At 68.4% G+C, this 25,461-nt stretch carries 30 protein-coding genes and 1 tRNA gene; 12 read left to right on the top strand and 19 right to left on the bottom strand.

All coding sequences use genetic code 11. The features are described from left to right. Positions 1–34: 34 nt before the first annotated feature. The 4 genes from MVG78_RS01550 to MVG78_RS01535 form a co-directional block, all read right to left on the bottom strand. Positions 35–919 (bottom strand): DMT family transporter, encoded by an 885-nt coding sequence (locus MVG78_RS01550; protein ID WP_247557648.1) that lies wholly within the window; start codon positions 917–919, stop codon positions 35–37. 11 nt (positions 920–930) lie between these two features. Continuing rightward, the gene (gene folD, locus MVG78_RS01545) at positions 931–1,776 is read right to left on the bottom strand and encodes a bifunctional methylenetetrahydrofolate dehydrogenase/methenyltetrahydrofolate cyclohydrolase FolD (RefSeq protein ID WP_247557646.1); all 846 of its coding nucleotides are present in this window, start codon (positions 1,774–1,776) and stop codon (positions 931–933) included. Further along, on the bottom strand, positions 1,773–2,099 hold the full coding sequence (locus MVG78_RS01540) for a DUF167 domain-containing protein (RefSeq protein ID WP_247557644.1): 327 nt from the start codon (positions 2,097–2,099) through the stop codon (positions 1,773–1,775). Before MVG78_RS01540 ends, folD begins: the two co-directional genes overlap by 4 nt. 121 nt (positions 2,100–2,220) lie before the next feature. Continuing rightward, positions 2,221–2,511, bottom strand: coding sequence for a YggT family protein (locus MVG78_RS01535; protein WP_247557642.1), 291 nt, complete (start codon positions 2,509–2,511; stop codon positions 2,221–2,223). 148 nt (positions 2,512–2,659) lie between these two features. Between MVG78_RS01535 and MVG78_RS01530 the strand changes: the two genes are divergently transcribed. Beyond that, a tRNA-Ala gene (locus MVG78_RS01530) sits at positions 2,660–2,735 on the top strand. Positions 2,736–2,815: 80 nt separating this feature from the next. Here the strand turns inward: MVG78_RS01530 and MVG78_RS01525 are convergent. From MVG78_RS01525 to MVG78_RS01490, 8 genes are all read right to left on the bottom strand, one after another. Continuing rightward, positions 2,816–3,850, bottom strand: a complete 1,035-nt coding sequence (locus MVG78_RS01525; protein WP_247557640.1) for a site-specific integrase — start codon at positions 3,848–3,850, stop codon at positions 2,816–2,818. A gap of 3 nt (positions 3,851–3,853) precedes the next feature. Next, on the bottom strand, positions 3,854–4,087 hold the full coding sequence (locus MVG78_RS01520) for a helix-turn-helix transcriptional regulator (RefSeq protein ID WP_247557638.1): 234 nt from the start codon (positions 4,085–4,087) through the stop codon (positions 3,854–3,856). Continuing rightward, positions 4,084–4,335, bottom strand: coding sequence for a hypothetical protein (locus tag MVG78_RS01515; RefSeq protein WP_247557636.1), 252 nt, complete (start codon positions 4,333–4,335; stop codon positions 4,084–4,086). The genes MVG78_RS01520 and MVG78_RS01515 overlap by 4 nt, the downstream gene beginning before the upstream one ends. A gap of 2 nt (positions 4,336–4,337) precedes the next feature. Further along, complete coding sequence (locus MVG78_RS01510; RefSeq protein WP_247557634.1) at positions 4,338–6,272, bottom strand: head maturation protease, ClpP-related; 1,935 nt, start codon at positions 6,270–6,272, stop codon at positions 4,338–4,340. A gap of 8 nt (positions 6,273–6,280) precedes the next feature. Then, positions 6,281–6,907, bottom strand: a complete 627-nt coding sequence (locus MVG78_RS01505) for a hypothetical protein (protein ID WP_247557632.1) — start codon at positions 6,905–6,907, stop codon at positions 6,281–6,283. Between the two features lie 89 nt (positions 6,908–6,996). After that, positions 6,997–7,395 carry a hypothetical protein gene (locus MVG78_RS01500; RefSeq protein ID WP_247557630.1) on the bottom strand — a complete coding sequence of 133 codons (399 nt, stop codon included), beginning with the start codon at positions 7,393–7,395 and terminating at the stop codon, positions 6,997–6,999. Continuing rightward, a complete protein-coding gene (locus MVG78_RS01495; RefSeq protein ID WP_247557628.1) occupies positions 7,395–7,775 on the bottom strand; it encodes a hypothetical protein in 381 nt (126 codons plus the stop codon). Before MVG78_RS01495 ends, MVG78_RS01500 begins: the two co-directional genes overlap by 1 nt. Beyond that, positions 7,775–8,014: a hypothetical protein gene (locus MVG78_RS01490; RefSeq protein ID WP_247557626.1), complete on the bottom strand. Its 240-nt coding sequence runs from the start codon at positions 8,012–8,014 to the stop codon at positions 7,775–7,777. Before MVG78_RS01490 ends, MVG78_RS01495 begins: the two co-directional genes overlap by 1 nt. 441 nt (positions 8,015–8,455) lie before the next feature. On the opposite strand from MVG78_RS01490, the gene MVG78_RS01485 reads away from it, so the two are divergent. Continuing rightward, positions 8,456–8,683: a hypothetical protein gene (locus MVG78_RS01485; RefSeq protein ID WP_247557624.1), complete on the top strand. Its 228-nt coding sequence runs from the start codon at positions 8,456–8,458 to the stop codon at positions 8,681–8,683. A gap of 57 nt (positions 8,684–8,740) precedes the next feature. On the opposite strand, the gene MVG78_RS01480 is transcribed toward MVG78_RS01485, so the two are convergent. The 5 genes from MVG78_RS01480 to MVG78_RS01460 all read right to left on the bottom strand — a co-directional run bounded on the left by MVG78_RS01480 (position 8,741) and on the right by MVG78_RS01460 (position 14,071). Further along, positions 8,741–9,133 carry a hypothetical protein gene (locus tag MVG78_RS01480; protein WP_247557622.1) on the bottom strand — a complete coding sequence of 131 codons (393 nt, stop codon included), beginning with the start codon at positions 9,131–9,133 and terminating at the stop codon, positions 8,741–8,743. Further along, entirely contained in the window at positions 9,130–9,675 is a 546-nt protein-coding gene (locus tag MVG78_RS01475) for a Panacea domain-containing protein (RefSeq protein WP_247557620.1), read from the bottom strand. Before MVG78_RS01475 ends, MVG78_RS01480 begins: the two co-directional genes overlap by 4 nt. 670 nt (positions 9,676–10,345) lie before the next feature. Then, entirely contained in the window at positions 10,346–11,473 is a 1,128-nt protein-coding gene (locus MVG78_RS01470; protein WP_247557618.1) for an AAA family ATPase, read from the bottom strand. Next, entirely contained in the window at positions 11,473–12,387 is a 915-nt protein-coding gene (locus tag MVG78_RS01465; RefSeq protein WP_247557616.1) for a DUF7146 domain-containing protein, read from the bottom strand. Before MVG78_RS01465 ends, MVG78_RS01470 begins: the two co-directional genes overlap by 1 nt. Before the next feature lie 343 nt (positions 12,388–12,730). After that, complete coding sequence (locus MVG78_RS01460; protein WP_247557614.1) at positions 12,731–14,071, bottom strand: MFS transporter; 1,341 nt, start codon at positions 14,069–14,071, stop codon at positions 12,731–12,733. A gap of 232 nt (positions 14,072–14,303) precedes the next feature. Between MVG78_RS01460 and cyoA the strand changes: the two genes are divergently transcribed. The 8 genes from cyoA (at position 14,304) to MVG78_RS01420 (ending at position 21,461) form a co-directional block, all read left to right on the top strand. After that, positions 14,304–15,380 (top strand): ubiquinol oxidase subunit II, encoded by a 1,077-nt coding sequence (cyoA, locus tag MVG78_RS01455; RefSeq protein WP_247557612.1) that lies wholly within the window; start codon positions 14,304–14,306, stop codon positions 15,378–15,380. Positions 15,381–15,559: 179 nt separating this feature from the next. After that, positions 15,560–17,533 carry a cytochrome o ubiquinol oxidase subunit I gene (gene cyoB / locus MVG78_RS01450; RefSeq protein ID WP_428480790.1) on the top strand — a complete coding sequence of 658 codons (1,974 nt, stop codon included), beginning with the start codon at positions 15,560–15,562 and terminating at the stop codon, positions 17,531–17,533. A 7-nt stretch (positions 17,534–17,540) separates the two neighbouring features. Continuing rightward, on the top strand, positions 17,541–18,185 hold the full coding sequence (gene cyoC / locus MVG78_RS01445) for a cytochrome o ubiquinol oxidase subunit III (protein ID WP_247557608.1): 645 nt from the start codon (positions 17,541–17,543) through the stop codon (positions 18,183–18,185). Next, on the top strand, positions 18,182–18,595 hold the full coding sequence (gene cyoD, locus MVG78_RS01440) for a cytochrome o ubiquinol oxidase subunit IV (protein WP_247557607.1): 414 nt from the start codon (positions 18,182–18,184) through the stop codon (positions 18,593–18,595). The genes cyoC and cyoD overlap by 4 nt, the downstream gene beginning before the upstream one ends. 21 nt (positions 18,596–18,616) lie before the next feature. Continuing rightward, complete coding sequence (locus tag MVG78_RS01435; RefSeq protein ID WP_247557605.1) at positions 18,617–19,399, top strand: SURF1 family protein; 783 nt, start codon at positions 18,617–18,619, stop codon at positions 19,397–19,399. Between the two features lie 274 nt (positions 19,400–19,673). Next, a complete protein-coding gene (locus tag MVG78_RS01430; protein ID WP_247557603.1) occupies positions 19,674–20,591 on the top strand; it encodes an ActS/PrrB/RegB family redox-sensitive histidine kinase in 918 nt (305 codons plus the stop codon). Next, complete coding sequence (locus MVG78_RS01425) at positions 20,573–20,938, top strand: ATP-binding protein (protein WP_247557601.1); 366 nt, start codon at positions 20,573–20,575, stop codon at positions 20,936–20,938. The genes MVG78_RS01430 and MVG78_RS01425 overlap by 19 nt, the downstream gene beginning before the upstream one ends. Beyond that, on the top strand, positions 20,925–21,461 hold the full coding sequence (locus MVG78_RS01420; protein WP_428480724.1) for a response regulator transcription factor: 537 nt from the start codon (positions 20,925–20,927) through the stop codon (positions 21,459–21,461). Before MVG78_RS01425 ends, MVG78_RS01420 begins: the two co-directional genes overlap by 14 nt. A gap of 23 nt (positions 21,462–21,484) precedes the next feature. Here the strand turns inward: MVG78_RS01420 and MVG78_RS01415 are convergent, their stop codons facing one another. Together MVG78_RS01415 and ubiA are read right to left on the bottom strand one after the other, a co-directional pair. Next, positions 21,485–22,153, bottom strand: a complete 669-nt coding sequence (locus MVG78_RS01415) for a class I SAM-dependent methyltransferase (RefSeq protein WP_247557599.1) — start codon at positions 22,151–22,153, stop codon at positions 21,485–21,487. 120 nt (positions 22,154–22,273) lie between these two features. Beyond that, complete coding sequence (gene ubiA, locus MVG78_RS01410) at positions 22,274–23,173, bottom strand: 4-hydroxybenzoate octaprenyltransferase (RefSeq protein ID WP_247557597.1); 900 nt, start codon at positions 23,171–23,173, stop codon at positions 22,274–22,276. 28 nt (positions 23,174–23,201) lie between these two features. On the opposite strand from ubiA, the gene MVG78_RS01405 reads away from it, so the two are divergent. Next, positions 23,202–23,951: a 16S rRNA (uracil(1498)-N(3))-methyltransferase gene (locus MVG78_RS01405; protein WP_247557596.1), complete on the top strand. Its 750-nt coding sequence runs from the start codon at positions 23,202–23,204 to the stop codon at positions 23,949–23,951. 37 nt (positions 23,952–23,988) lie between these two features. Then, positions 23,989–25,338, top strand: coding sequence for a glutamate--cysteine ligase (locus MVG78_RS01400; RefSeq protein WP_247557595.1), 1,350 nt, complete (start codon positions 23,989–23,991; stop codon positions 25,336–25,338). The last annotated feature ends 123 nt before the right edge of the window (positions 25,339–25,461 follow it).

The raw sequence follows: 25,461 nt of genomic DNA, 5'->3' as shown, positions 1-25,461 counted from the left end.
CGCCCGCACGCAACCCTTCGCCCCGGGCGGGCGCTCAGCCCCGCCCCGCCGGCCGCACCCGCGCGCGCAGCAGCAACAGCAGTCCGGTCAGCGTCACCGCCCCGCCGGCCAGATCGCTCCACCCCAGCCGCTCCCCCAGGAAGCCCCAGCCCAGCAGCACCGCGACCGGCGGCGCGAGAAGCTGCAGCGCCGTCACCGTGGAAGCCGGCAGCCGCTGGAACAGCGCGAACATGATGCCATAGCCGATCACCCCGGACAGCAGGATACAGTAGCCCAGCGCCAGCGCTGTGGCCGGCGCGATCGCCACCGGCGGCGCCCCCTCCAGCACCCCCGCCAGGACCAGCAGCCCCGCGCTCACCGCCGACTGCCCGAAGCTCGCCGCCCAGAGATCCACCCGCCCCCGCGCCGGCGCGAAGAGCAGGATGCCCGCCCCCTGCGCCAGCGCTCCGCACAGCGCCAGCGCGAAGCCCAGCCCCTCGCCAGCCCCGAGCCCGGCCCCCGCGCGCCCGATCCCCAGCACCGCCACGCCCAGCCAGCCGAGCCCCAGCCCGCCCCAGGCCATCGGCCCCAGCCGCTGCCCGAGGAACAGCACCTCGCCCATCGCCACGAAGAGCGGCGAGCACGCCGAGATCAGCGCCGTGATCCCCGAGGCCACATGCGTCGCCGCCGACCAGGACAGCGCCAGATAGCCGCCCGTGCCGAGCAGCCCCATCCCCGTCACCCGCAACAGGTCCGCCCCGCGCGGCAGGTGATGCCGCCGCAGCAGCATCAGCCCCAGCAGCAACGGCGCCGTCAGCGTGAAGCGCACCGCCAGCGCCCAGAGCGGCGGCCAGTCCGACACCACGACCTTTGCGGCATTGAAGGCCGCGCCCCAGATCAGGACGAAGCAGCCCGCCAGCAGCGCATCGATGGCGCGCATCCCGCGCGCCGTCAGCCTCCGCGCCGGGCCAGCGCCGCGTCCAGCGTGTTCTCCAGCAGGCAGGCGATGGTCATCGGCCCGACCCCGCCCGGCACGGGCGTGACCGCCCCGGCATGGCCCACCACCTCACCGAAGGCGACATCGCCCACCAGCTTGCCATCCGCCCCACGGTTGATGCCGACATCGATCACCGTGGCCCCGTTGGCCACCCAGTCGCCGCGCACCAGTTGCGCCCGGCCCACCGCCGCGACGATGATCTCCGCCCGCCGGCACTCGCTCGCCAGGTCGCGGGTCCGCGAATGCGCCACCGTCACCGTGGCATTGGCCGCCAGCAGCAGTGCCGCCACCGGCTTGCCCACGATGGTGCTGCGCCCGACCACCACCGCCCGCGCCCCGCTCGGGGAGACCTTCGCCTCCTCCAGCAGCAGCATCACGCCGCGCGGCGTGCAGGGCGCCAGCCCCGGCCGCCCCAGCGCCAGCGCGCCCTGGTTCACCGGATGGAACCCATCCACATCCTTGGCCGGATCGACCGCGTCCAGCACGGCATCCGTGCGGATATGCGCGGGCAGGGGAAGCTGTACCAGGATCCCGTCCACCGCCGGGTCGTCGTTCAGCCGCCGCACCAGCGCCAGCAGCTCCGCCTCGGTCGTGGCCTCCGCCAGTTGCAGCGTGGCGCTGTCGAACCCGGCCTCCTTCGCCGCCCGGTCCTTGTTGCGCACATACACGCCGCTGGCCGGGTCCTCGCCCACCCGCACCACGCGCAGGCCGGGGCGGAAGCCGAGCCCGGCCACACGCTCCGCCAGCGCCGCGCGCCGGCGTGCCGCCAGCGCCTTGCCGTCGAGGATCGTGGCAGTCATGCCCATTGCTCCAATATTGCGGCGAGGCTCCCCGCCTCGCCCTCGATTCGGAAGGTCTTCTCGCGCGAGGCCGCGCCTGCCAGCAAGGTGATGGCGGAGGGCGGCACCCGCAGGGCCTCGGCTAGCGCCTCCACCACCGCACGGGTCGCGCGGCCATCCTCAGGCGCCGGGGAGACGGCCACCCGCAGGCGCGGTCCGTCCGCGCCTTCCACCACTCCGGTGATGCCGGGTTTCCGCGCCTTGGGCTGCGCCCGCACCCGAAGTTCCAGCCCCTTCGGCACAGGCCGCCACGCGAGGGGGGAGGAGGCGCCGGTCCCGCTCACGCCACCGGCTCCCGGCCCCCGTCATGCGCAGGCATACCCCTCGGGTCGAGGTGCTTTCCCATCGAAGAGCCAGAGCGGCTGGGAGGGCGGCTGGGCTGGGCCAAGGCGAAGGGAATCCGCCCTAGAAGGCCAGGCGCCAGAGCGTGGTGGCGATGAAGATCCGCAGGGCCTGCAGGACCAGGATCAGGATGACCGGGGAAACGTCGATCCCTCCCAGATTCGGCAGGAAGCGCCGGATCGGTGCCAGGGCCGGCTCTGTGATCCGGTAAAGGAAATCGCCGATCGCCCAGACCAGCCGGGTCCGCGTGTCGAGGACGCCGAAGGCGGTCAGCATGCTGAAGACGGCTGCGGCGATCAGGACCCAGATGTAAATCCCGATGATCTGATCCACGAGCCAGAACAATGCCGCCATAGGTCGCCTTCCCGGTGTTGATTGCGTATCGGCCGCGCGCCGAGGTGCCGAGGCAGGGTGTATGGGGCCATGGCACGCGGAGCAAGCGCGAGGGGTGCTTGACGGCGGCCCTGTCGTGATGGATAAGCCGCCTCGCCTTAGCGGGCATGGGGCTGTAGCTCAGATGGGAGAGCGCCTCGTTCGCAATGAGGAGGTCAGGGGTTCGATTCCCCTCAGCTCCACCACCTACCCGCTTAGCGCTATGATCTTGCATTAGATTTCTCCATTGATTGGAAACCGACTGCCATCGGTTTCCAATCGCTGTTCACGTTACGGTCAGTTGAGGCCGGCCCAGATGGGTCACGGCCGCCTTCGCCAGATGCTTCTGGTTCGCCTCCCTCGTGTACCTCTCCACTTCGGCCAGGGTCTGGTGACCCGTGATGGCCGCGATCTGGTGCGGGGTGCAGCCCGCCTCCGCCAGCCGACGCGCGGCAGCCTTGCGCAGGCCGTGAGGCGACAGGCCCTCACGGAGCCCTGCCTTGTCCGCGCACTCGGTGAACCAGTTGTAGAGCCCCGTCCCCGTGAACGGCTCGCCTGCCTGGGTCATCAGGAAGGTCGCGCCGGTGCCGCCATGGGCCGCGATGGCCTCGCTCAGGGCCGCGTGCATGGGGATGGTCAGCTTGGCCCCCGTCTTGCCCTGCACGACCTCCACGCCGCCTTCCTGGATGTGCTGCGGCCCCATCCGGATCACGTCGCTGCGGCGCTGCCCGGTGTAGAGCAGCAGTGCCAGGGCGAGGTGGGCACGGGTGCCGAGCGGCCAGCGCGCCTCGAAGGCCGCGATATCCGCCTTGCTCCAGGTCGCGTAGGGCTTCTTCTTGTAGCGCAGGCGCTTCACGTCCCGGGCCGGGTTGTCCCGCCGCAAGCCCCGCTCGAAGGCGAATTGCAGCAGGAGGCGCAGGACGTTGAGCAGGGCGTTGGCCTGCGCCGGCGTGCCGCTGTGCTCGTCCAGGATGGCCAGGAGGTGCCGCGGCTCTATGGTGGCGACCTTCTTCGCGCCGTGCTTCTTCAGGAAGCCCTCCAGCAGGCGCCGGTAGGTGCGCTGGGAGACGGGGCGCAGGCTCTTGTAGCGGTGCGAGCCGTACCAGGACGCCGCCACGGCCGCCATCGTGCCAGGCGCCGCCCGGTCCTCGCCGATCGCCGCCGGCTTGCTGTCCAGGGCATCCTGGTAGGCCCGCATGAACTCGCGGGAGCCGGGCAGGCCGGGGAGTGTCAGGCTCGGGGCGCCCGGCCGCCGGAAGTAGTGGTAGGCGCGGCCCTTCTTCATCACCCGGTGGACGTAGCGGAGGCGGAACTCGGTCACGGATCAGGCGTCCCAATCGTTGGCCGGCGCATCCTGCGCGGCGCTGCGCTCGTCAATCCAGGCGTCCAGGGTGTGGCGGTCCCAGCCCTTCACGGTGGCGCAGATGGTCACCGGGGGCGGCAGGCGGCCCTCCGCCACCTCGCGGTCGAAGAGGGACGCGGACAGGCCGAGATAGGCCGCGGCATTCTCCCGGCGGAGGATGCGCGGCCAGTAGGGGATGGCGGTGGCGCCCTTCATGCAGTCTCCGCCGTTTCCTCCATGGCCATCGCCAGCCGACGCAGCATCGTGGCGCTTTCGCGCGCACGGTTGGCCCGCCCTCGGATCTTGCCGCGCACATTGCTGGGCACGTCAGGAGGAAGGTTGAGCAACTGCCGCGTGGAGCGGAGCGCGGCGCGATCCAGCAAGGCCACAGCGCGCATCAGGTCAGCCGGGCGGATCGTCGCCAGGATGTCCTGTGCTGTCAGGTTCCGATCCGCCTCGGCCATGGTCAGGCCCCCGCGTTGCGGTAGGCGCCGCGCCAGCCGACCACGCCGGCGCCGAAGTCATGCACCACCCGGAAGCGATAGCCCAGGAAATCGGCCGCCTCGAAGGTCTTGAACTCAGGAGCGCGGTTGCTTCCCGCCAGATATGCCACCTCGAAGACGGCCCCCAGCGCGGGATCGGCGAAGAGATACCAGGGCAGCGCGGTCAGCCGTGGCTCCACCAGCAGCTCCATCTTCGAGACCATGGGGTTGAACTGGACCACGCTGCTGTCGGTGGGGCTGGTCAGGAAAGCCGAGAGCAGGATCTGCTCAGCCTTGGTCTCGTTCTCCGGGGCAACGAGCAGGTACTTCGCCGCAACGGCAATGCTGGTGGTGCCGTCCAACCCCTTGGCGCGGCGCATGGCGGTGCGACCCGTGCTCAGGGTGTTCAGTTCCAGGACTCCAGCCGCCCCAGCGACATTGCCGTGGTCGGCATGGAACAGGGCCTTGCCGTCGCTCATGGTCGGCCCCGCGCCACTGTTTGCGGTCAGCAGCGCTACCAGAACACGCGCCTCGGTTTCGGCGACCGCGCTACCGGCCCAGGTGGCCATGTTCGAGAAAGCGCCCAGGTCATCGTTCACCAGCGCCTCGCGGGTCAGCCCGAACTGCTTGGCGTGGGTGTCCACCTTGTAGCCTTCGGCGACCTCTCCGACCGATCCGAACGGGACGGAGGCGTGCTCCGGGATCTTGTCCAGTACAGGGAACTCGCCGAGCCGCACATTGGTCACCTTGCGGAAGTCGGGCACGTCCCGCACGCGGCAGAGAGCCGATCGGATGGGCGAGGTGTTCGCCGTGTAGGCATCTGCCAGAACGCGATTGCCGGCGTTGGTCAGGAGGTTGGGAAAATCGCTGGTGGTGTGGGCGCCGAAGCTCATGGTGGCATCGATCACCTGATCTCGCGACATGCGGCGCGCGGCGACACCGCGTGTCTCCAGCAGCTCCCGCGCCATCTCTACGACCGGCATCGCCATGAAAGCCTGAGCCGGATCGGAGGAGGTGGGGAGCTTGCCGCCCATCCGTGCAGACAGGGCGCCCGTCATCGCCTGCATACGGGTCTGCGGGTTGTCGAGCGTGGGGCTGATGATGCCGGCGGGGCGGGCCGGCGAGCGCGCCGCTTTGGCGTCCATCATGGCCTCACGCCATTCCGCCTGGGGCCGGCTGGTGGCGATGTTCAGCACATCGCTGTCGCTCAGTCCGAGCGTGTTGACAGCGAGATGGCGAAGATCGGCGATGGAGCCGATCGGTTCCTGGGCTTCCTTGGTCATATGGGTCTCGTCTTTGGAGGGGGCAGCGGCCGGATGGTTCACGGCAGCCGAAGCGCCCGCCTTGGCGAGGCCATTCGGCACATTGGTGAAGCGGGAAAGGTCGAAATGCGCCTGTGCTTCAAGGGGCGCCTCAATGCGGTCCGCGAAGCCCAGAGCAACGGCTTCCTGTGACGTCAACCAGGTTTCAGCGTCCATTAGTTCGCGCACTCGCTCCGGCGTCTGCCGACTGCGCTGCGCGTAGATCGCGATGCAGGCTTCCTCCATACGAGCGAGCACGTCGGCCTGCGCATGCAGGTCGGCAGAGGTTCCTCCGGTCATGACGCGGGGATGGTGCAGCATCAGAAAGGCATTGGCCGGCATCACGATTTCATCCCCGACCATGGCGATCAGGGAAGCGGCCGACGCGGCGATACCTTCCACGACCACCGTCTTGCGGGCTGGATGGCGGCGCAAGGAATTGTAGATGGCATTGGCCTCGACCAGGGAGCCGCCGGGGCTGTTGATGCGCAGTGTCAGGCGTCCGGCATTCGCAAACGGGCGCAGTGCGGCTTCGATACCCTTGAAGGTGATGTCCGTTCCGACATCACCGATCAGCAGCATCTCGCCGATGCTGACGCGGGCCTGAATGTCGTCCAAGGCTGGCATCAATCGTCGCTCATCTCAGCCAGCGCGTTATCGACGCGGGACAGCTCGGCGGTCATGTTGACGATGATGGCCAACGAGCTGTCCGGCTCACCCTCGCTCCCGGGGGCGGGGTGTGGGAGAGAGCCGATGGCGCCGGAAACGTCTCGTCCGACCGCCGTTCGCCAGCCGAACGGGTACTTGCGCGCCACAAGCCAGTGCTGCGCGGGGAAATCTTTCGGCTGGGCATTCCTGTCGTTCCGGTCGTGCCATTCCGCGGGCCATTCACTGGGGTGCCGGTGGCGCAACACGTGGATCTTGGAGAACTCGTCCTTGCTCAGCGTTTCGCCGAACAAGGCGCGGTAGTCGTAGGTGCCCCCCAGGTCGTGCCCCAGCAACTCGCGCAGGATGGCGATGGCCGGCTTCACGTCGAGGCGGTTTTGGCCCGCCAGGGCCTCCACCAACCGCAGCAAGTAGATATCTGAGAGATGGAACTGACGGCGTCCTCCGATCCGCACGCCAGGCGAAAGCACGTCGAGAAGGTCGCTTTCCTTGAAGCGTTGCTGGAAGCGCGCCGCCGGGGTGCCGGTGGCAATGATGACCTCTGGCGACCCGTACGTGCGCTCCAGCAGGCTATCGATCTTGGGCATGTGTGGCATCCAATGGTAGAATCCTACCTACAGATAACATTCTACCCAAAGATCGTCAATGTAGAACGCTACATGCGCCTTCCGCTCGATCAGGGCGCCGGGCCGTCCTGCGCTGCCACCCCGTGCCGGGTGTATTTGGTGGCGGCGAATGACCGGAGGTCACACCCCGTCAGATCCGCCAGCAGGCGGACCGCCCGCGCCTGCACATCCCCCAGCATCTCCAGGGCGGGGCCATCGTCATCATCGATCACGCTGCTGCTCATGGCGTAGAGGCGGCTCGTGCTGATCAGCAGCACTGCCACGATGTCGGCGAAAGTCCGGGGCTCCGCAGCCAGGATGGTGTTCTCCTGGCCGTCGATGGCCTCGTAGGCTACGTTGATCGCGTCCATCCGGAGGGGGGCGGCATCGTATTGTGCCCAGAGGGCGGGCAGGTCCTGCGCCAGGCGTGCCGGGCCGCCGTGGCTCGCTCTTCTGTCCGCGCTTGCCATCACGCCACATCCCCCAGGGCCAGGAGGTCGGCGATGACGGCATGGGCCATCCGGTCGGAATTCCCCAGGCGCCGAGCCACGCTCGCCTTGGCTTTCACCCCTTCCAGGGTGCGCGCGGGCAGGGTCTTCAGGCCCTTCTCCACCCCGATCAGCCAATCGGTGGCGGCGTCGATCTCGTCTTCCAGCCGCCGCTCGTCCTCCAGGCTCTTCACCTGGGTATAGAGGGCGTCACCGGCCGCCTTGGCGGTGTGCCACTCGGCGCAAAGGCGCAGCACCTCGGCATCGGGGTGCGGGACGGCATGTGCTGGCGTCCCGGCGAAGCTCACCGCCGCCGTGCCGGCCGCGAGTTGGGCGATGGATCTTCTGGTGATACCGGCCATCACGCGTGCCCTCCACGCGCCGAGCGGATCGCCACCGGGCGGACCCATGCCGGGGCCAGCGTCACCGGCTGGTTGCTGGCCTCATCGTCCTCCGCCTCGATCGCCTCCGGCTCCAGGTCCGGATCGCCGTCGAGGGCATCCAGCAGCGCCAGCGCACGCTCGATGATGACGTGGAGCTGATGGCGGAGTTTTGCGTCAGCGCGACGCGATACCGGAAAGCCAGGATCGGTAAGCCCCATGGTGAGGAGTACCGGCAGCAGGAGGTTTTCCCCCTTCTGGGGGAAAAGGTGTGGGAAATCAGCCAAGTGTTCTGATGGCACTTCGCCCGCCTGGGCGTGAACCCTCCCTGCGGTGGGGAGGGGCTGTCTTCTTCTAGGCACGAGTGTGCTATGGGCGCGGGTAGCCATTGCCTGCTCCTGATGTGAGCGGTTGTGGTCAGGCCGGGCAGGGAGCTTCAACCTTCCTTGCTCGGCCGTTTCGTGTTATCACCAGCGCATGGAACCGTCAGCTCGTGATAACACGAAAAAGCGCCCGGCGCAGACCGGGACCCTAATAGGGGTCCGCCTCCAGCCGCTCGCCCTCGCGCGCCTGGATGCCTGGATTGCTCAGCAGGACGATGCGCCGACCCGGCCGGAGGCGGTGCGGCGGCTGATCGACAAGGCGCTGCCGGGGGATCGGACATGAAGAAGGACGAAGCGGAACGCGCGATCCGCCACCTATGCCACGAGTGGGCGCAGGAATGCGGCATCGTTGAACCGCCGACGGATCAGCCGAGCTTTTCCGATTTCAGATCATGGCTCAGTGAGAAGGGCTACTCGCACTACCTGACATTCAGGGCGACCATGGGGCCCCTCCACATTGCTGAAATGTGGTTCGATCAGGAGTTCAAGCAGACTTGGCGGAACTGACCAGATAGCCGGAAATCCGGCTATCTCCTGTCCTTCCCCCGAAAGCGGGAATTCCCGCTATGGAATACCCGCTAAAATGCGCAGATCTTCGGCGATACGAGCTGCTTCCGTTGCACGAAAGGTCGGGGTTGTCTGCACCGCCTGGATGATGGAGCGAGCTGTTCCCGCGCTAATTCGGCCAATTACCGCAGCTTCCTGACGATCCAACATCTCCGCTAGACCGGCCATGTCCATATCCAGAAGGCCGCGAAGCTCGATGAAGCTGTCATGCTCGATACAGCCGGGATTGGCGCGTACCGTCATGGACAGATGAGGCCGCCAGATTGATCTCGTGTTGATGCGCAGGAACCAACCTTCGCCAACTGAGACCGCAATTATGCGCTTGGTCTTCGGCGGCCGGGTCGTGCCATCGAAGATCGCAACTACATCGCCAGGCCGCAGGAGGATCACAGTCGCAGCGCCAGCCCCACTTCCGCCAAATCGTCCCTGGCCTCAGGAGTAGCGTTTTCCCCTTCCAGGAAATCAGCCCAATCCATGCGGTTGCGGCCGATATCCCAAGCGCGCTGCCATGCAGGATGCTGATGAGATACCTCGGTTCGGCTCATGAAAGGCAGGTGACCGAACTCGACCCAGCCAGCTTCCAGAGCGTCAAGCTCACTCTGGGAAAAGGCTTCCAGATCCGGGGCTCTAAGCGGGGTCACAGTGTAGCCCTTCACCTTGAAGGGGGGATCTGGATCACCGAGAGCCTCTAGCGCGAGAGGTTCGCGCTTCATGAGTTCGTAAGTGCCCACAGCGACCGGCCCGAACTGCATGGCGTGGAAGGTATCCCCCACGATCGGGCGTCCCCACGCGTTCAGGTGCTGGATCTCAGCACCGAACAGCACCTTCAGCACAGTATGGAAGTCGGCTGAGCCGCGCTTGCTGGCGCACCATAGCACGACCTCCAAAGCCTTGCGGAGGTTGGGGCGAAAGCGGATCGGGGTTTCCGTCATACCTGTCATATGGATGCGTGGGCCTGGCCAAGCCCCGCACGGACACGGCATCTGTCCGGCGGTTTCGGCACATTGGAGGAACGATCACCGAAAGTCCAGAGTTGCCGCTATCAACCGGAACCCCCAGGCCGGGCCAGCCATCCCGAAACGGAACCCCTCCGCCTGTCTCGCGCGGCTAGAACGGCCCTCCGAGGGGCGAAAACTGGCGGCTATCCGCCATTCTCCGCGAAGCGGAAGCGGAACCCCCTAGGGCGGGGTCGTACCTAGGCAACTCGTGCACCTTTGCCACCGGCATTGCCCCGGATCGGGAGAGGGACCCGGAGGGGGAGGGCTCCCGCTCCCCGGGAGGGGGAGCGGGCGGGTCGCGGGGCGTGACCCGCCCTGGTCACGCCGCCTTCCACTGCCGCGCCAGGCGCCGCAGCTCGGCCGCCAGCTCGGACTTCTCTTCGTGGAACCGTTCAGGATCGCGATGGCTCGGGCTCAACCTCCTCACCCTCTCGGCCATCTCTTCCAAGTGCCGGAATGGCGGGGCGAACGTCGCGTGTGACGCGTGTGGTCCCCCCTAAAGGGGGACCACACGCGTCACACGCATCACACGCGGACCCCGGAAAACTTCTCACGCGGTTTCTCACGCAAATCACACGCGTCACACGTGGCCTGGTGTCGCCCGTCATAGGAGCCAAACCAGATCGGCAGACAGGCCAATTTTTCCCTTATCTTTCAGTGCATTGAGCATGTCCCGGAGCTTGCCGCGGTCTTTCTCCGTCAGGTTCCCGTTTCGGTCCAACTCGAACCTTCCCGCCTCACGCAATCCCACGCGGAGCTGATCTCGCGTGAGGGTCGGCACCCCACGCGCGTCCGGAGCAGGGGCTCGGATCACGGCCAGATCCGGCGTGGCGAAGAGGCTCTGAAGGTCCCGCAGCCACCCCATCTGGTTGTCGTTGAGCGGCTTGCCGCGCGGCTTCTGCCGGTCCTCTTCGTCCAGCTCCACCGCCACCGGCCGGCGGATCGGGTCGCCGTCCTGGTCCTCGCCCAGCTCCACCAGCTCCAGCCCGAAGGTGAAGGCGTGCCCGCTCGGGCCGTTCCGGTTCTTGCCGAAGGTGACGCTGCGGGGCTGATCGTCCTGCCCTTCCACACGCATGGTCACGTCCGCATCGCCGTTCAGGCCGCCCCAGCCGCGCGGCGTGTTGCCTTCCTTCGGCGCGTGGTGGATCGCCAGCACGGCCGCGCCGGACGGCTCGGTCAGGCTGCGCAGGATGCGCACCGCCCGGCCCATGTCCCGCGCCTCGTTCTCCTCCAGGCCGGGGAAGGCTGCGGCGATGGTGTCCACCACGATCAGGTCGGGCTTGAGCCGGGCGATCTCGGCCAGCAGGTATTCGAGATCCCCGCTGTTCTGGTCCTGCAGGTCGATCGGCACCGCGATCAGGTCCAGGCCCTCCACGTCGCCATACCGCTCCCGCATGGCGCAGAACCGCACCTCCATGTCGGCACCGGCCTCGGCGGCGATGTAGAGCACCCGGCTCTTGCGGGTCCGCCGGCCGAAGACCCGCCGGCCCTCCGCCACCGCGTGGCAGAGCAGGGGCCCCACCAGGCTCTTGCCGCAGCCGGGTTGCCCGAAGATCAGCCCGAAGTCGCGCGGCGCCAGGATGCCCTTGATCAGGTAGCGGCTGGCGTGATCCACCCGGCACTGGTTGAAGGACCGCACCTGGAACCGGCCGACCGGCTTCGGCACGAAGCGGGTAACGATGGCGCCGGCGGCTTCCAGGGCCTGTTCGGGGGAGGGGGGCAGCCCGTCCATCAGGCAGCCCTCCGCGAGGCGTCATCGAAGTCTTCACCGGGCGGCGCGGCCAGGATGCGCACCTCCGCCGCGGCGCTCCAGGCCTCCCCGCACTTCCGGGCCGCCTCCATCCCGGCCCCGCCATCGTCCGCATCGGCGAAGATCGTCAGCGCGGCGATGCCGGACAGGACGGGAAAGCGGGCGATGCCGCCGGCGCTGGTGGCGGCCCAGACCGGGCGCCAGCCGATCCGCTGCATCACCGCCAGCGCCGTCTCGATCCCCTCGGCCAGGCCGAGGCCGTCATGCACCTCCTCATCCGGCACCAGGCGGATGACGCCGGCATGGCCCGCCATCATCTTCGCTTGCCCCGGCGCCTTGCCGCGCCCGTCCGGGGCCAGGAAGGTCCGATGCACGCCGCAGGGCTCGGCCGTGGCCGGGTCCGTCATCAACGCCAGCATGGCGGGGAGCCGATCGCCACCGCGCGGGCATCTCGGATGGAAGCGTAGCGGCGCGTCCCAGGGCAGCGTCAGGCCGCGCGAAGCGAGATAGGCCTCCACCAGCGTCCCCGGCGCCGCCCCCGCCTCGCTCCAGAGGCGCCGCGCGAGGTCGATGGTGTCAGGGGTCCGCACCGCGGTCAGGGGTTTGGCGGCAGGGAGGGGGCGCTGCTGCGGTATCTGGGCACCGCGCGCCATGCCGAGCCATTCCAGCGCCCAGGCATAGGCCTCGCCCATGGAGCAGCGGCGCAGGTGCGCGACCAGCGCCAGGGCATCGCCGCCGTCACCGGCCTCATGGTCGTACCAGCTCCCGCGCTCGGCGCCGGCGGTCGCCACCGCGAGGCTGCCGCGCGAACGGAAGCGGAGCGTGCCGGGCCGGCGGCTGGTGGGATCGGTGCCGATCAGCTCCCTGGCCAGGGTCTCGATCTGCTGCGCCAGCAAATCCGCTACCGCACCCGCGCTGAGTGTGGTATTCCGTTGCCCATCGCGGTGGTCTGGCGAGGATCTGCGGTTTACAGCGGCCGGGTAAGCCGTTGAGATTGCATGGGACTGCGGAGAGGCGGTTTCCGGGCTAAGATATTGATCCGGAAGGGCCGAGGTATTCCCCTCAGCTCCACCATTCCCGCTTTGCTTCCCCCTTTTTCTATCTGTTTCCGAGCCCGATTCGCTGAGGCGCATGTCCGCGGGCAGAACAGAAAAGGACCCCCGGGAGAACGGTTCTCCCGAGGGTTTTTCATCTTCTGCCGAGTGGGGGGTGGGACCCAGGACGGGGCCCCGTTCCGGCCTACCGGTCGCGCGTCTCAAACTGTCGGTTGGTGGCCAGGGCGACCACGGTGCAGACCGCGCCGGACAGAAGATAGGCGCCCACCGCCGCCAGCCCGAACCAGTTGGACAGGGCCAGCACCACCAGCGGCGCGAAGCCCGCGCCAATCAGCCAGGCGATGTCCGAGGTGATGGCCGAGCCCGTGTAGCGGTAGCGGCGCTCGAAATTCGAGGCGACGGCACCGCTGGCCTGGCCGAAAGCCAGGCCCAGCAGGCCGAAGCCCAGCAGCACGAAGGTCTCCTCCCCGCTCCGTCCGCCACCCAGCAGGAAGGGGGCGATGAAGCTGAAGGCACCGATCAGCACGGCGCCGATCCCCAGCAGCTTCCGCCGCCCGATCCGGTCGGCCAGGAGGCCGGAGATGACCACGGTGACCGCGCAGAGGGCGGCCCCCAGCATCTGCACCAGGATGAAGTTCCCCGCGTTCCGGTCCGTGTGCAGCACGATCCAGGCCAGTGGGAAGACCGTCACCAGATGGAACAGGGCGAAGCAGTCGAGCGGCACGAAGGCGCCGATCAGCACGTTGCGACCGTTCGCGCGCAGCATCTCCGTGACCCGGACGGCCTCCAGCTCCTCACGCTCCAGCAGGGAGGAGAATTCCCGCGTGGCCACGAGGCGCAGGCGGGCGAAGAGGGCCACCACGTTGATGGCAAAGGCCACGAAGAAGGGGTAGCGCCAGCCCCATTCCTGGAAATCCGCCTCCGGCAAGGTGGTGGCGAGGAAGGCGAAGAGCGCGCCGGCCAGGATGAAGCCCAGGGGAGCCCCCAACTGTGGCATCATCGCATACCAGCCACGCTTGTTCTGCGGCGCGTTGAGCGAGAGGAGCGAGGCCAGGCCATCCCAGGCGCCTCCCAGGGCCAGGCCCTGGCAGAAGCGGAACACCGCCAGCGACACCACAGCCGCGGCGCCCTTCTCGGCATAGCTGGGCAGGAAGCTGATCGCGGCGGTGGCGCCGCCCAGCAGGAAAAGGGCGATGGTCAGCTTCACCCCCCGGCCATAGGTGCGATCCACGGCCATGAAGATGAATGAGCCGATCGGCCGGGCGATAAAGGCCAGGGAGAAGATGGCGAAGGAGGCCAGCATCGCCGAGGTGGGATCGGTGTCCGGAAAGAAGAATCGGGGAAAGATCAGAACCGACGCGAGGGCATAGGTGAAGAAGTCGAAGAACTCCGACATGCGCCCGATAACGACGCCGAGCGCGATCTCCGCGGGGGAGACGGCGTGATCATCCTCATGGACCCGCCGGGCATCCCGTTCCAGTTCCGTCGAGTTCGGGATGCCGCGCCTTTCTGTGACCGCTACCAAGATTCCACCCTCCCCGTTCCGACTTGCCGGCCTGGGTATCCTGGCATCCTCACGGCGGGTTGACAGTCTCCGTCACGGAAAGATTGCCGATTCGATCCCAAGCCTATAGGCATTGTCGCAGAGCTCAGCATACGTGGCGAGCCACCGTCCATTGGACAAAATGTCCAATCCCTCCGGCGCCCGTCCTTCCGTAGAAGCTGTGCATCGCACCATAGTTTCACGATCGAGTGGCATGCCCTCCAAGATCCTGCGTACCCTGCCCCTGGTGGCGCTGGCCGCGCTGCTGTCCGGCTGCAAAATGGTGGTCCTGAATCCGTCGGGTGATGTTGCTGTCCAGCAGCGTGACCTGATCGTGATCTCCACCTTCCTGATGCTGTTGATCATCGTCCCGGTGATCCTGCTGACCCTGATCTTCGCCTGGCGCTACCGCGCCTCGAACTCCAAGGCGAAGTACGATCCGGAATGGTACCATTCCACGGCCCTGGAGGTGGTCATCTGGGCCATGCCCCTGGCGATCATCATCGCGCTGGGCGCCATAACCTGGGTCAGCACCCATCTGCTCGACCCCTTCCGCCCGCTGGCGCGCATCGACGCGGAACGGCCGGTGACGGAGGACATGAAGCCCCTGGAGATCCAGGTCGTGTCCCTCGACTGGAAGTGGCTCTTCATCTACCCGGAGCAGGGGATCGCCACGGTCAACGAGGTGGCCGCCCCGGTGGACGTGCCGATCAACTTCCGGATCACCTCCTCGGCCCTGATGAACTCCTTCTCCATCCCGGCCCTGGCGGGGCAGATCTACTCCATGCCCGGCATGGAGACGAAGCTGCACGCGGTGATCAACAAGCCCGGCAGCTACCAGGGCTTCTCGGCCAACTACAGCGGCGCCGGCTTCTCCGACATGCACTTCCAGTTCAAGGGCATGAGCCAGGAGGAATTCGGCCGCTGGGTGGTGGAGGCCAAGACCTCGAGCGAGGACCTGACCCGCGCCGTCTATCTGCAGCTGGAGCGACCCAGCCAGAAGGAGCCGGTGCGCCGCTTCCGCACCGTCGATCCTGAGCTCTTCGCCGCCATCCTGGACCGCTGCGTCGACACCAGCCGGATGTGCCAGAGCCAGATGATGCGCATCGACGCCAATGGCGGGCTCGGCCCGGCAGGCACCTTCAACGTGGCCAGCCGTCCGGCGGCATCGCGCAGCGGCGCCGCGGAAAGCCGGGAGGCCGACCGCAACGCGCCCCGCCAGCGCTACGTGATGGCTCTCTGCACCCCCGCCGACCCCTATGGTCGCGCCCAGGCCGAGGCCGCGAATTGATCCCCGCCCCCGCCGCCGGCTTCCCGCCGGCGGCCGACCCATCCCACCGGGTGCCTGCCCCTCTGGCTTCGGAGGAGCCTCGGTGGCCCGTGAAACCGGCCGGACCTTCCAGGGTCCGGCCTTCGATCACGAAGTGACAGAGTAGACCCATGTCCTCCAGCACGGACCTCGCGACACTCGTGTTCGGGCGGCTCTCGCTCGAATCGATTCCGTATCACGAACCCATCCTGATCGTGACCTTCATCGGCGTGGCCATCGGCGGTCTCGCCGTGCTCGGCGCGCTCACCTATTTCCGCCTCTGGGGCTATCTCTGGAAGGAATGGTTCACCTCGGTGGACCACAAGAAGATCGGGGTCATGTACGTGATCCTGGCCATCATCATGCTGCTGCGTGGCTTCGCCGACGCGGTCATGATGCGGACCCAGCAGGCCATCGCCTTCAACGGCTCCGAGGGCTATCTGCCGCCGCACCACTACGACCAGGTCTTCACCGCCCATGGCGTGATCATGATCTTCTTCATGGCCATGCCGCTGGTGACGGGCCTGATGAACTTCGTGGTGCCGCTGCAGATCGGTGCCCGGGACGTGGCCTTCCCCTTCCTGAACAACTTCAGCTTCTGGATGACCACGGCCGGCGCCGTCCTGGTGATGATGTCGCTGTTCATCGGCGAATTCGCCCAGACCGGCTGGCTCGCCTATCCGCCGCTCTCCGGCTACGAGGCCAATCCCGGGGTCGGGGTGGACTACTACATATGGGCCTTGCAGATCGCGGGCATCGGCACGTTGCTATCGGGCGTCAACCTGATCGCGACCATCGTGAAGATGCGCGCGCCGGGCATGACCATGATGAAGCTGCCGGTCTTCACCTGGACCGCGCTCTGCACCAACGTGCTGATCGTCGCGGCCTTCCCGGTGCTGACCGCGGTGCTCGCCCTGCTCTCGCTCGACCGCTATGTGGGGACGAACTTCTTCACCGCCGACCTCGGCGGCAACCCCATGATGTATGTCAACCTCATCTGGATCTGGGGCCATCCTGAGGTCTACATCCTGATCCTGCCGGCCTTCGGCGTGTTCTCGGAGGTGGTCTCCACCTTCTGCTCGAAGCGCCTCTTCGGCTACACCTCCATGGTCTACGCCACGGTGGTGATCACCATCCTGTCCTACCTGGTCTGGCTGCACCACTTCTTCACCATGGGCTCCGGCGCCAGCGTGAACTCCTTCTTCGGCATCACGACGATGATCATCTCGATCCCGACGGGTGCCAAGCTGTTCAACTGGCTCTTCACCATGTACCGCGGCCGCATCCGGTTCGAGGTGCCGATGATGTGGACCGTGGGCTTCATGGTCACCTTCACCATCGGCGGCATGACGGGCGTGATGCTCGCCATTCCCCCGGCCGACTTCCAGTTCCACAACACGCTGTTCCTGATTGCCCACTTCCACAACGTCATCATCGGCGGCGTGGTCTTCGGCATGCTGGCCGGCATCACCTACTGGTTCCCCAAGGCTTTCGGCTTCAAGCTCGATCCCTTCTGGGGCAAGATGTCCTTCTGGTTCTGGCTGATCGGCTTCTACTTCGCCTTCATGCCGCTCTACGTCCTGGGGCTGATGGGCGTGACCCGCCGCGTCAACCACTTCGACGACCCCTCGCTGCAGATCTGGTTCATCATCGCCGCCTTCGGCGCCTTCCTGATCGCGATCGGCATCCTGAGCTTCATCATCCAGCTGGTGGTGAGCTTCATGAAGCGCGAGCAGCTGCGCGACCTGACCGGCGATCCCTGGAACGGCCGTACCCTGGAATGGGCGACCTCCTCGCCCCCGCCGGAGTACAACTTCGCCTTCACCCCGGTCATCCACAGCCATGACGCGTGGTGGGACATGAAGCAGCGCGGCCACGAGCACCCGCAGAGCGGCTACCGCCCGATCCACATGCCCAAGGGCACCGGCGCCGGGATCATCCTGGCCGGCTTCTCGCTGGTCTTCGGCTTCGCGATGATCTGGTACATGTGGTGGCTGGCGGCACTGAGCTTCGTGGCCATCCTGGTCGCCGCCATCGCCCACACCTTCAACTACAAGCGCGACTTCTACATCCCGGCGGATGTTGTGGCGCGGACGGAACAGGCCCGCCTGGCCTCCATGGCGGCGGGGGAGTGACCGGCGCATGAGCTCGCATTCCCTGCATCCCGCCCTGGGGAACCCCATCGGGGAGAAGGTCTCCTTCTACGTCACCGAGGAGGAGCACGCGCATCCGGGGGCCAGCACCATGCTGGGCTTCTGGATCTACCTGATGAGCGACTGCCTCATCTTCGCGGTGCTCTTCGCCACCTATGGCGTGCTGGGCCGCAGCTTTGCCGCCGGCCCCACGCCGGCGGAGCTGTTCGACCTGCCGCTGGTGGCGCTCAACACCGCGATGCTGCTGTTCTCCTCCATCACCTATGGCTTCGCCATGCTGGCGATGATGAAGCAGCAGAAGGGCGCGGTGCTGTTCTGGCTGCTCGTCACCGGCCTGTTCGGCGCCGCCTTCCTCGGGCTGGAGCTCTATGAGTTCCACCACCTGATCTCGGAAGGGGCGGGGCCGCAGCGCAGCGCCTTCCTGTCCTCCTTCTTCACGCTGGTCGGCACGCACGGGCTGCACGTCACGGTGGGCATCATCTGGCTGCTCACCCTCATGGTGCAGGTGGCCCGCTTCGGCCTGCATGAGGCGAACCAGCGCCGCCTGATGTGCCTCAGCCTGTTCTGGCACTTCCTGGACGTCATCTGGATCGGCGTCTTCTCCTTCGTCTATCTCCTCGGGGTGCTGCAATGAGCTCGCACGCAACCGCGCACCAGCAGGGTCATGACCATGGTCATGGCGGCCATGGCCATGACGCCCATCACGACAGCGGCTATCACGGTACCTATGGCGGGTATCTGACCGGCTTCGTCCTGTCGGTCATCCTCACCGCCATCCCCTTCTGGCTGGTGATGGGCGATGTCTTCGCCGATCCCCGGGTGACCGCCATGGCGGTCATGGGGCTGGGGGCGGTCCAGGTCATCGTGCACATGATCTACTTCCTGCACATGAACTCCCGCTCCGAGGGCGGCTGGACCATGCTGGCACTGATCTTCACGATCGTTCTGGTCGTCATCACCCTCTCGGGCTCGCTCTGGGTCATGTACCACCTGAACAACAACATGATGCCCATGAGCATCCATGACATGAAGAACATGCCCTGAGGCCAGGGCCTGCCTTCATCCATGGGGACTGAACCACGGGGCCATGGCCCGGAAGAGGCCGGGGAGGTCTGGCAACGCCATTCCGCGGCCCGCCTGTTCCTGATGGGCATCCTGGCGCTGCTGGCCTTTGCCGGGCTGGTGGCGCTGGGCACCTGGCAGGTCGAGCGCCGCGCCTGGAAGCTCGACCTGATCCAGCGGGTCGAGAGCCGCGTCCAGGCCCCGCCCGCCGCTCCGCCCGGACCGGATGCCTGGCCGGGCGTCACCGCCGCGCGGGACGAATACCGGCATGTCCGGATCGCCGGCCGCTTCCTTCACGACCGGGAAACGCTGGCCCAGGCCAACACCAACCTGGGCCCCGGCTTCTGGGTGCTCACCCCGCTCCAGGGCGAGTCGGGCTTCACCGTCCTGGTCAACCGTGGCTTCGTCCCGGGCGACCGGCGCGACCCGGCCAGCCGCGCGGAAGGGCAGGTGACCGGCCCCGTCACGGTCACGGGCCTGCTCCGCATCACCGAACCCGGTGGCAGCTTCCTGCGCAGCAACGTCCCGGCGGAGGGGCGCTGGTATTCCCGCGACGTGGCCGCCATCGCCGCCGCCCGTGGCCTCCAGGGGCCGGTCGCGCCCTATTTCATCGATGCCGACTCCACCCCCAACCCGGGTGGGCTGCCGGTCGGCGGGCTGACGGTGATCCGCTTCCCGAACAACCATCTGGTCTATGCGATCACCTGGTATGCCCTGGCGCTGATGGTGGCCGCCGCCATCGCCTATGTCGCGCGGGAGGAATGGCGGGTCCGGCGACGGGCCTGACCGCCGCCGGCCGCGTCGTTTCGTGGCCGCTTCCGGATCGGCGCGGAACCCGCCCTGTATCGCAGACCTGACCCGCGCCCGGCCGAGTCCCCCTCGCCGCAAGGGGCGCCCGGGGGTAGGACGGGCGGATGCCATCCCCGAGCACAGCGGAGCGCACCCCGGTCCGGCGCCGCCGGCGGGCCCGGCCCGAGGCGGAAGGCCCGATGCAGGCATCCCGCGGCCCGCTCACTCCGGCCCAGCCCCGCTTTCGCGGGACGAGACCGGCAGCAAGAATATGCTCCAGCTCGTCCAGCTCCGCTGGGTGGCGGTGGTGGGACAGGTGCTGACCATCGGCACCGTCCGCTACGGGCTGGGCATCGACCTGCCACTGCGGCAGATGGCCCTGGTGGTGGCCGCGCTGATCGCGCTGAACCTCCTGAGCCTGCTCCGGTTGCGCCTGAGCACCCCTGTCGGGGGGCTGGAGCTCTTCCTGGTCCTGGCCTTCGACGTGGCCGCCCTGACGGTGCAACTCTACCTGAGCGGCGGGATGACCAATCCCTTCGTTTCCCTCTACCTGCTTCAGGTCACGCTGGCGGCGGTGCTGCTGGAACAGCATGGCGCCTGGGCCGTGGTGGCCATCGCCATCGCCTGCTTCCTCGGCCTGACCCTGGACTACCGCCCGTTGCTCCTGCCGGACAGCCTGGGCGCGGACCTCTTCACCCTGCACCTCTACGGGCTGCTGGTCTGCTTCATCCTGGTCGCCGTGCTGCTGATGGTCTTCACCACCCGCATCAGCGGCAATCTGCGGGACCGGGACGCCCATCTCGCCCATATGCGGCAGCAGGCGGTGGAGGAGGAGCACATCATCCGCATGGGCCTGCTCGCCTCCGGCGCCGCGCACGAGCTCAGCACGCCGCTCGCCACCGTCTCCGTCATCCTGGGCGACTGGCAGCGCATGCCCGCGCTGCGGGAGATGCCGGACCTGCAGGGGGAGATCGAGGAGATGCAGGCCGCCATCGACCGCTGCAAGTCGATCATCGGCGGCATCCTCCTGTCCGCCGGGGAGGCGAGGGGGAGGCCCCGGCGCTCACCACCATCGGCGCCTTCCTGGAGGATTTCCTCCATGAATGGGAGCTTGCCCATCCCGGCTTCGGCCTCACCTTCCGCAACGAGCTGGCGGAGGACATCCCGATCGTGGCCGATCCGGCGCTGAAGCAGGTCCTGGCCAACCTCCTGGTCAATGCGCAGGAGGCGCCCTCGCCCGCGGTGCACCTCACCGCCTTGCGCGATGGCGACGACCTGCTGCTGGAGGTGAGCGACGACGGCCCCGGCTTCGCCCCGGGGATGCTGGCCGAGTTCGGCAGCCCCTACCGCTCCACCAAGGGCCGCACCGGCGGCGGGCTGGGCCTTTTCCTCGTGGTCAATGTCGCCCGCAAGCTGGGCGGCACCGTCACCGCCTGCAACCGGCCAGGGCGGGGGGCCACCGTGACCCTGACCCTGCCCCTGGCCGCCATCGCCATCGGCGAGGAGCCGGAGGAGCAAGACGATGATGCCCGATGAGCGCCTTCTGCTGATCGTCGAGGACGATGCCAGCTTCTCCCGCACCCTGCGCCGTTCCTTCGAGCGCCGTGGCTACGAGGTCCTGGTCGCGGCCGGGCTGGAGGAGATGGAGGAGCTTCTCCAGACCCGCACGCCGCATTATGCCGTGGTGGACCTGAAGCTCTCCGGCGCCTCCGGCCTCGCCTGCGTCCAGGTCCTGCACGAGCATGATCCGGAGATGCTGATCGTGGTCCTCACCGGCTTCGCCAGCATCGCCACGGCGGTGGAGGCCATCAAGCTCGGGGCCTGCCACTACCTCGCCAAGCCCTCCAACACCGACGACATCGAGGAAGCCTTCGGCAAGGCCGCCGGCAACGTCAAGACGCCGCTCAGCCAGCGCCCGACCTCGATCAAGACCCTGGAATGGGAGCGCATCCACCAGACCCTGGCGGAAACCGGGTTCAACGTCTCCGAATCCGCCCGCCGCCTCGGCCTCCATCGCCGTACCCTGGCGCGGAAGCTGGAGAAGCGGCAGGTCGAGTAGCCCATGGGGGGCTCACGAGTGGCTCACCCGGGCGGCAGCACGCGCCAGACCGTGACCTCCCGCGTGTCGCGGTCCTCCAGCTCCCGCGTCACCGGCACGGTGTAGCGCGGTCCGGGCGCCAGGGCCTCGCGCGGCAGATAGGCCCGGCCCGGATCGGCCAGCCAGACCTCTGCCCCGCCCGCGGCGAGGCCGCGCAGCCACGGCAGGATATGCCGGGTCATCGGTGCCTCGTAGCAGACATCGCCCGCCAGGATGACATCCCAGCGCCCCGGCGCGCCCACCACGTCGCCGCAGAACTCCCGCACCGAATCCGCCCCGTTGTGCCGCGCGTTCAGCCGGATGGCGGCGCAGGCCAGGGGGTCGAGCTCCGCCGCCTCCACCAGGGCGGCCCCGGCCCTGTGGCAGGCGATGGCGGCCAGACCGCCCCCGGCGGCGAAATCCAGCACCCGGCGCCCCGCCACGCGGGCGGGCTCGTCCAGCACCAGCCGCGCCAGGGCCTGGCTGCCCGGCCAGGCGAAGGCCCAGAAGGGCGGCTCCACCCCTTCCGCCGCCAGCCAGGTCTCGGTTGCCTTCCAGATCGGCGTGATCTCGGTGGCGAGATAGAGCTCCACCTCCGGCACCAGGGCCGGGCGGGCGAGGGCGGTCTGAGCGCGGATGAAATCCTCCGCCGAAGGCTTGTCCGTCACCGCCATCCCCACCGCCCTTCCGGGATCGTCCTGCCGGGGGAAGCTCCCCTGGCAGGAGGCTTAGAGCAGATCACCGCGGGGCGGCACCGGGCGCGGGCGCGGATCAGCCCCTCCGGGGCGAAGGCTCTATGGCCGCCCGAGGAGGAAGGCCAGGGCGATGGCCAGCCCGACCTCGCGGTTCGACTTGAACAGGGCCAGGCAATGCCCCGGATCGTCCAGCCGCAGCGTCAGCACCTGCCGCGCCAGCAGCACCGCCGGCAGCACCATGGCGAGCAGGAAGGGCCAGCGCAGCCCCGCCAGCAGCCCCGCCGCCACCAGCAACGCCAGCACCAGACCGTAGCACACCACCAGGAAGGGCCGGGTCCGCTCCCCCAGCGTCAGGGCGGAGGAGCCGATGCCGACGATGGCGTCATCCTCCCGGTCCTGGTGCGCATAGATCGTGTCGTAGCCCAGGATCCAGAAGAAGGCGGCAAGCCAGAGCACGAAGGCGGCCGGCGGCAGCGTGCCCGTCGCGGCCGCCCAGCCGGTCGGCGCCGCCCAGGAGAAGACGAAGCCCAGCATGGCCTGCGGCCAGTCCGTCACCCGCTTGGCCAGCGGGTACAGCGCGATCGGCACCAGCGACAGCACGCCCAGCAGGATCGCCAGTCCGTTCAGTTGCAGCAGCACCCCAAGCCCCACGAGGCACAGCACCGCCAGCCAGGCCAGCGCCTGCCGTGGCGTCACCGCGCCCGAGGCCAGCGGCCGCCCGGCGGTGCGCTCCACCTTCCGGTCGATGTCGCGGTCCCACAGGTCGTTCACCACGCAGCCCGCCCCGCGCATCGCCACCGCCCCGAGGCCGAACAGCAGGGTCAGGCGGATTCCCTCCACCCATCCCGGCGCCACGGCGGCGAAGGCCCAGAGCCCCGGCAGGAACAGCAGCCAGGAGCCGATCGGCCGGTCCAGCCGGGCGAGCAGGGCATAGGGGCGGGCGGCGGCGGGCAGGCGGGCGACCCAGCCCTCGGCCCGGATATCGGTATAGGCGGCCATGCATGCTACTCTCCCCGCCTGAAGCGCCATGTCCATCCCACGTCTCTTCATCGATGCCCCGCTGGCCGAGGAATCCGAGGTCGATTCCCTGCCCGGCCAGGGCCGCTACCTGGGCTCCGTGCTGCGCCGGGGCGTGGGGGACACGGTCCTCCTGTTCAACGGCCGCGACGGCGAGTTCGAGGCCGGGATCGCCGCGCTCCGCAAGGACAGCGCCCGCTTCGCCCTGCGCCGCCGCCTGCGCCCGCAGCCGCCCCCCGCCGGCCCCGTCCTCCTCCTCGCCCTGCTGAAGCGCGACGCGATGGAATGGACGGTGGAGAAGGCGACCGAGCTCGGCGTCTCGGCCATCCGGCCCGTCCTCACCGCCCGCTGCGTGGCCGACAAGGTGAACCGCGACCGCCTGGGCCTGATCGCCCGCGAGGCCGCCGAGCAGTGCGAGCGCCTGGACGTGCCGGAGATCGCCGAGCCGCTGCCCCTGCATGCGACGCTCGACCTCTGGGCGCGCCAGGACCCCGCCGCTCCCCTCTTCCTGGGGGCGGAGCGCGGTGCCGCGCCACCCCTGCCGGAGGCCCTCCGGCAGTCGCCCCCCGCCGCCGATCCCGGCTGGCTGGTGGGGCCGGAAGGCGGCTTCGCGCCGGCGGAGCTTGACGCAGTGCGGCGGCGTCCCTTTGTTGTGCCGGTTGCCCTCGGCCCGCGTATCCTGCGGGCGGAGACGGCGGCAATCTCGGGGCTCGCGGTGCTGCAGGCTTGCTGCGGCGACTGGGCCGAGGGTCGTAACTGAGGGCACGCGTGCCCGAGAGCGCATAGGCAAGCGAAGCATGTCCAATCCCGGCGAGGCCGACCCCACGCCGATCCACTCCGTGCGGCAGCTCGCCGACTGGTTCTCGGAGGGGTCCAAGCCGCGCCAGGACTGGCGCATCGGCACCGAGCACGAGAAATTCGGCTTCCGCCGCGACGACCTGCACCCCCCCGCCTATGACGACCAGCCGGGCGGCATCCGCGCCATCCTGGAAGGGCTGGCCGCCCGGGGCTGGGAGCCCATCCTGGACCGCGGCAACCCGATCGGCCTGGTGAAGGACAACGCCTCCGTCTCGCTGGAGCCGGGCGGGCAGACCGAGCTGTCCGGCGCCCCGCTGGCCGACCTGCATGCCACCGCGGCCGAGCTGGACTCGCATCTTTCCGAACTGCGTGAGGTCGCCGGCCCCCTCGGCATCGCCTTCCTGCCCGTCGGCTTCCACCCGCTGGCGACCCGCGACGCCATGCCCTGGATGCCCAAGCAGCGCTACGCCATCATGCGGGAATACATGCCGCGCGTGGGCGAACTCGGCCTCGACATGATGCTTCGCACCTGCACCGTGCAGAGCAACCTGGATTTCGGCGACGAGGCCGACATGGTGGAGAAGCTGCGCCTGTCCCTGGCGCTGCAGCCCCTCTCCACCGCCCTCTGGGCCAATTCCCCCTTCCGCGAGGGCAAGGCGACCGACTACCTGACCCTGCGCGGCGAGGTCTGGACCCGCACCGACCCCGACCGCACCGGCATCCCCCCGGTGGTCTTCGAGGAAGGCTTTGGCTTCGAGCGCTTCGCCGAATACGTCCTCGACGTGCCCATGTACTTCGTGATGCGGGAGGGTGCCTTCGTGGACGCCACCAGCACCACCTTCCGCGACTTCATCCGCCACGGCCTGCCGGGCCATCCCGGTGTCCGGGCCACCATGGGCGACTGGGCGGACCATGTGACCACCGTCTTCACCGATGTCCGCCTCAAGCGCTTCCTGGAGATGCGCGGCGCCGATGTCGGCAGCCCGGCGATGATCGTGGCCCATCCCGCCTTCTGGACCGGCCTGCTCTACGACGATGCGGCGCAGAAGGCCGGGCTCGACCTGGTGCGCGGCTGGAGCGTCGAGGAGATGCGCCGGCTGCGGAGCGAAGTCCCGAAGCTCGGCCTGCGCGCCGGGATCGGCGGACGCCCCCTGCGCGATGTGGCGCGCGACGCGGTCCGCATCGCCCACGACGGCCTCCGCGCCCGCGGCCTCGGCGAGGAGAGGTTCCTCGCCCCGGTCGAGGAGATCGCGGAAACCGGCCAGACCCAGGCCGATCGCTGGCTGGCCCGCGCCCGGGGGCCCTGGCAGGGCGACGTCTCGCGTATCTTCGCCGAGGGGGCTGTCTGACAGGTTCGGCTGCGGGCGCTTCGCCTGTGGCCCCGGGGGAAGGCTCCGCCTTCGCCCCCGTACCCCCATCCGCCAGGAACCTGAGGTTCCTGGACCTCCCTGTCGCTGGCTTCCGTTGGACAT

The sequence above is a fragment of the Roseomonas gilardii subsp. gilardii genome (assembly GCF_023078375.1).
GTDB classification, from domain to species: domain Bacteria; phylum Pseudomonadota; class Alphaproteobacteria; order Acetobacterales; family Acetobacteraceae; genus Roseomonas; species Roseomonas gilardii.
Note: the sequence above shows the minus strand (reverse complement) of the source record. Positions and strands in the feature narration are given on the sequence as shown.

Bases quoted from the DNA above. Each gene is read 5' to 3' on its own strand.
- MVG78_RS01550 (WP_247557648.1), bottom strand. From the start codon at position 919: ATGCGCGCCATCGATGCGCTGCTGGCGGGCTGCTTCGTCCTGATCTGG.
- folD (WP_247557646.1), bottom strand. From the start codon at position 1,776: ATGACTGCCACGATCCTCGACGGCAAGGCGCTGGCGGCACGCCGGCGC.
- MVG78_RS01535 (WP_247557642.1), bottom strand. From the start codon at position 2,511: ATGGCGGCATTGTTCTGGCTCGTGGATCAGATCATCGGGATTTACATC.
- MVG78_RS01520 (WP_247557638.1), bottom strand. From the start codon at position 4,087: ATGAAGGGCGCCACCGCCATCCCCTACTGGCCGCGCATCCTCCGCCGG.
- MVG78_RS01515 (WP_247557636.1), bottom strand. From the start codon at position 4,335: ATGGCCGAGGCGGATCGGAACCTGACAGCACAGGACATCCTGGCGACG.
- MVG78_RS01505 (WP_247557632.1), bottom strand. From the start codon at position 6,907: ATGCCCAAGATCGATAGCCTGCTGGAGCGCACGTACGGGTCGCCAGAG.
- MVG78_RS01500 (WP_247557630.1), bottom strand. From the start codon at position 7,395: ATGGCAAGCGCGGACAGAAGAGCGAGCCACGGCGGCCCGGCACGCCTG.
- MVG78_RS01495 (WP_247557628.1), bottom strand. From the start codon at position 7,775: ATGGCCGGTATCACCAGAAGATCCATCGCCCAACTCGCGGCCGGCACG.
- MVG78_RS01490 (WP_247557626.1), bottom strand. From the start codon at position 8,014: ATGGGGCTTACCGATCCTGGCTTTCCGGTATCGCGTCGCGCTGACGCA.
- MVG78_RS01485 (WP_247557624.1), top strand. From the start codon at position 8,456: ATGAAGAAGGACGAAGCGGAACGCGCGATCCGCCACCTATGCCACGAG.
- MVG78_RS01475 (WP_247557620.1), bottom strand. From the start codon at position 9,675: ATGACGGAAACCCCGATCCGCTTTCGCCCCAACCTCCGCAAGGCTTTG.
- MVG78_RS01470 (WP_247557618.1), bottom strand. From the start codon at position 11,473: ATGGACGGGCTGCCCCCCTCCCCCGAACAGGCCCTGGAAGCCGCCGGC.
- cyoA (WP_247557612.1), top strand. From the start codon at position 14,304: ATGCCCTCCAAGATCCTGCGTACCCTGCCCCTGGTGGCGCTGGCCGCG.
- cyoC (WP_247557608.1), top strand. From the start codon at position 17,541: ATGAGCTCGCATTCCCTGCATCCCGCCCTGGGGAACCCCATCGGGGAG.
- cyoD (WP_247557607.1), top strand. From the start codon at position 18,182: ATGAGCTCGCACGCAACCGCGCACCAGCAGGGTCATGACCATGGTCAT.
- MVG78_RS01435 (WP_247557605.1), top strand. From the start codon at position 18,617: ATGGGGACTGAACCACGGGGCCATGGCCCGGAAGAGGCCGGGGAGGTC.
- MVG78_RS01430 (WP_247557603.1), top strand. From the start codon at position 19,674: ATGCTCCAGCTCGTCCAGCTCCGCTGGGTGGCGGTGGTGGGACAGGTG.
- MVG78_RS01420 (WP_428480724.1), top strand. From the start codon at position 20,925: ATGATGCCCGATGAGCGCCTTCTGCTGATCGTCGAGGACGATGCCAGC.
- MVG78_RS01415 (WP_247557599.1), bottom strand. From the start codon at position 22,153: ATGGCGGTGACGGACAAGCCTTCGGCGGAGGATTTCATCCGCGCTCAG.
- ubiA (WP_247557597.1), bottom strand. From the start codon at position 23,173: ATGGCCGCCTATACCGATATCCGGGCCGAGGGCTGGGTCGCCCGCCTG.
- MVG78_RS01405 (WP_247557596.1), top strand. From the start codon at position 23,202: ATGTCCATCCCACGTCTCTTCATCGATGCCCCGCTGGCCGAGGAATCC.
- MVG78_RS01400 (WP_247557595.1), top strand. From the start codon at position 23,989: ATGTCCAATCCCGGCGAGGCCGACCCCACGCCGATCCACTCCGTGCGG.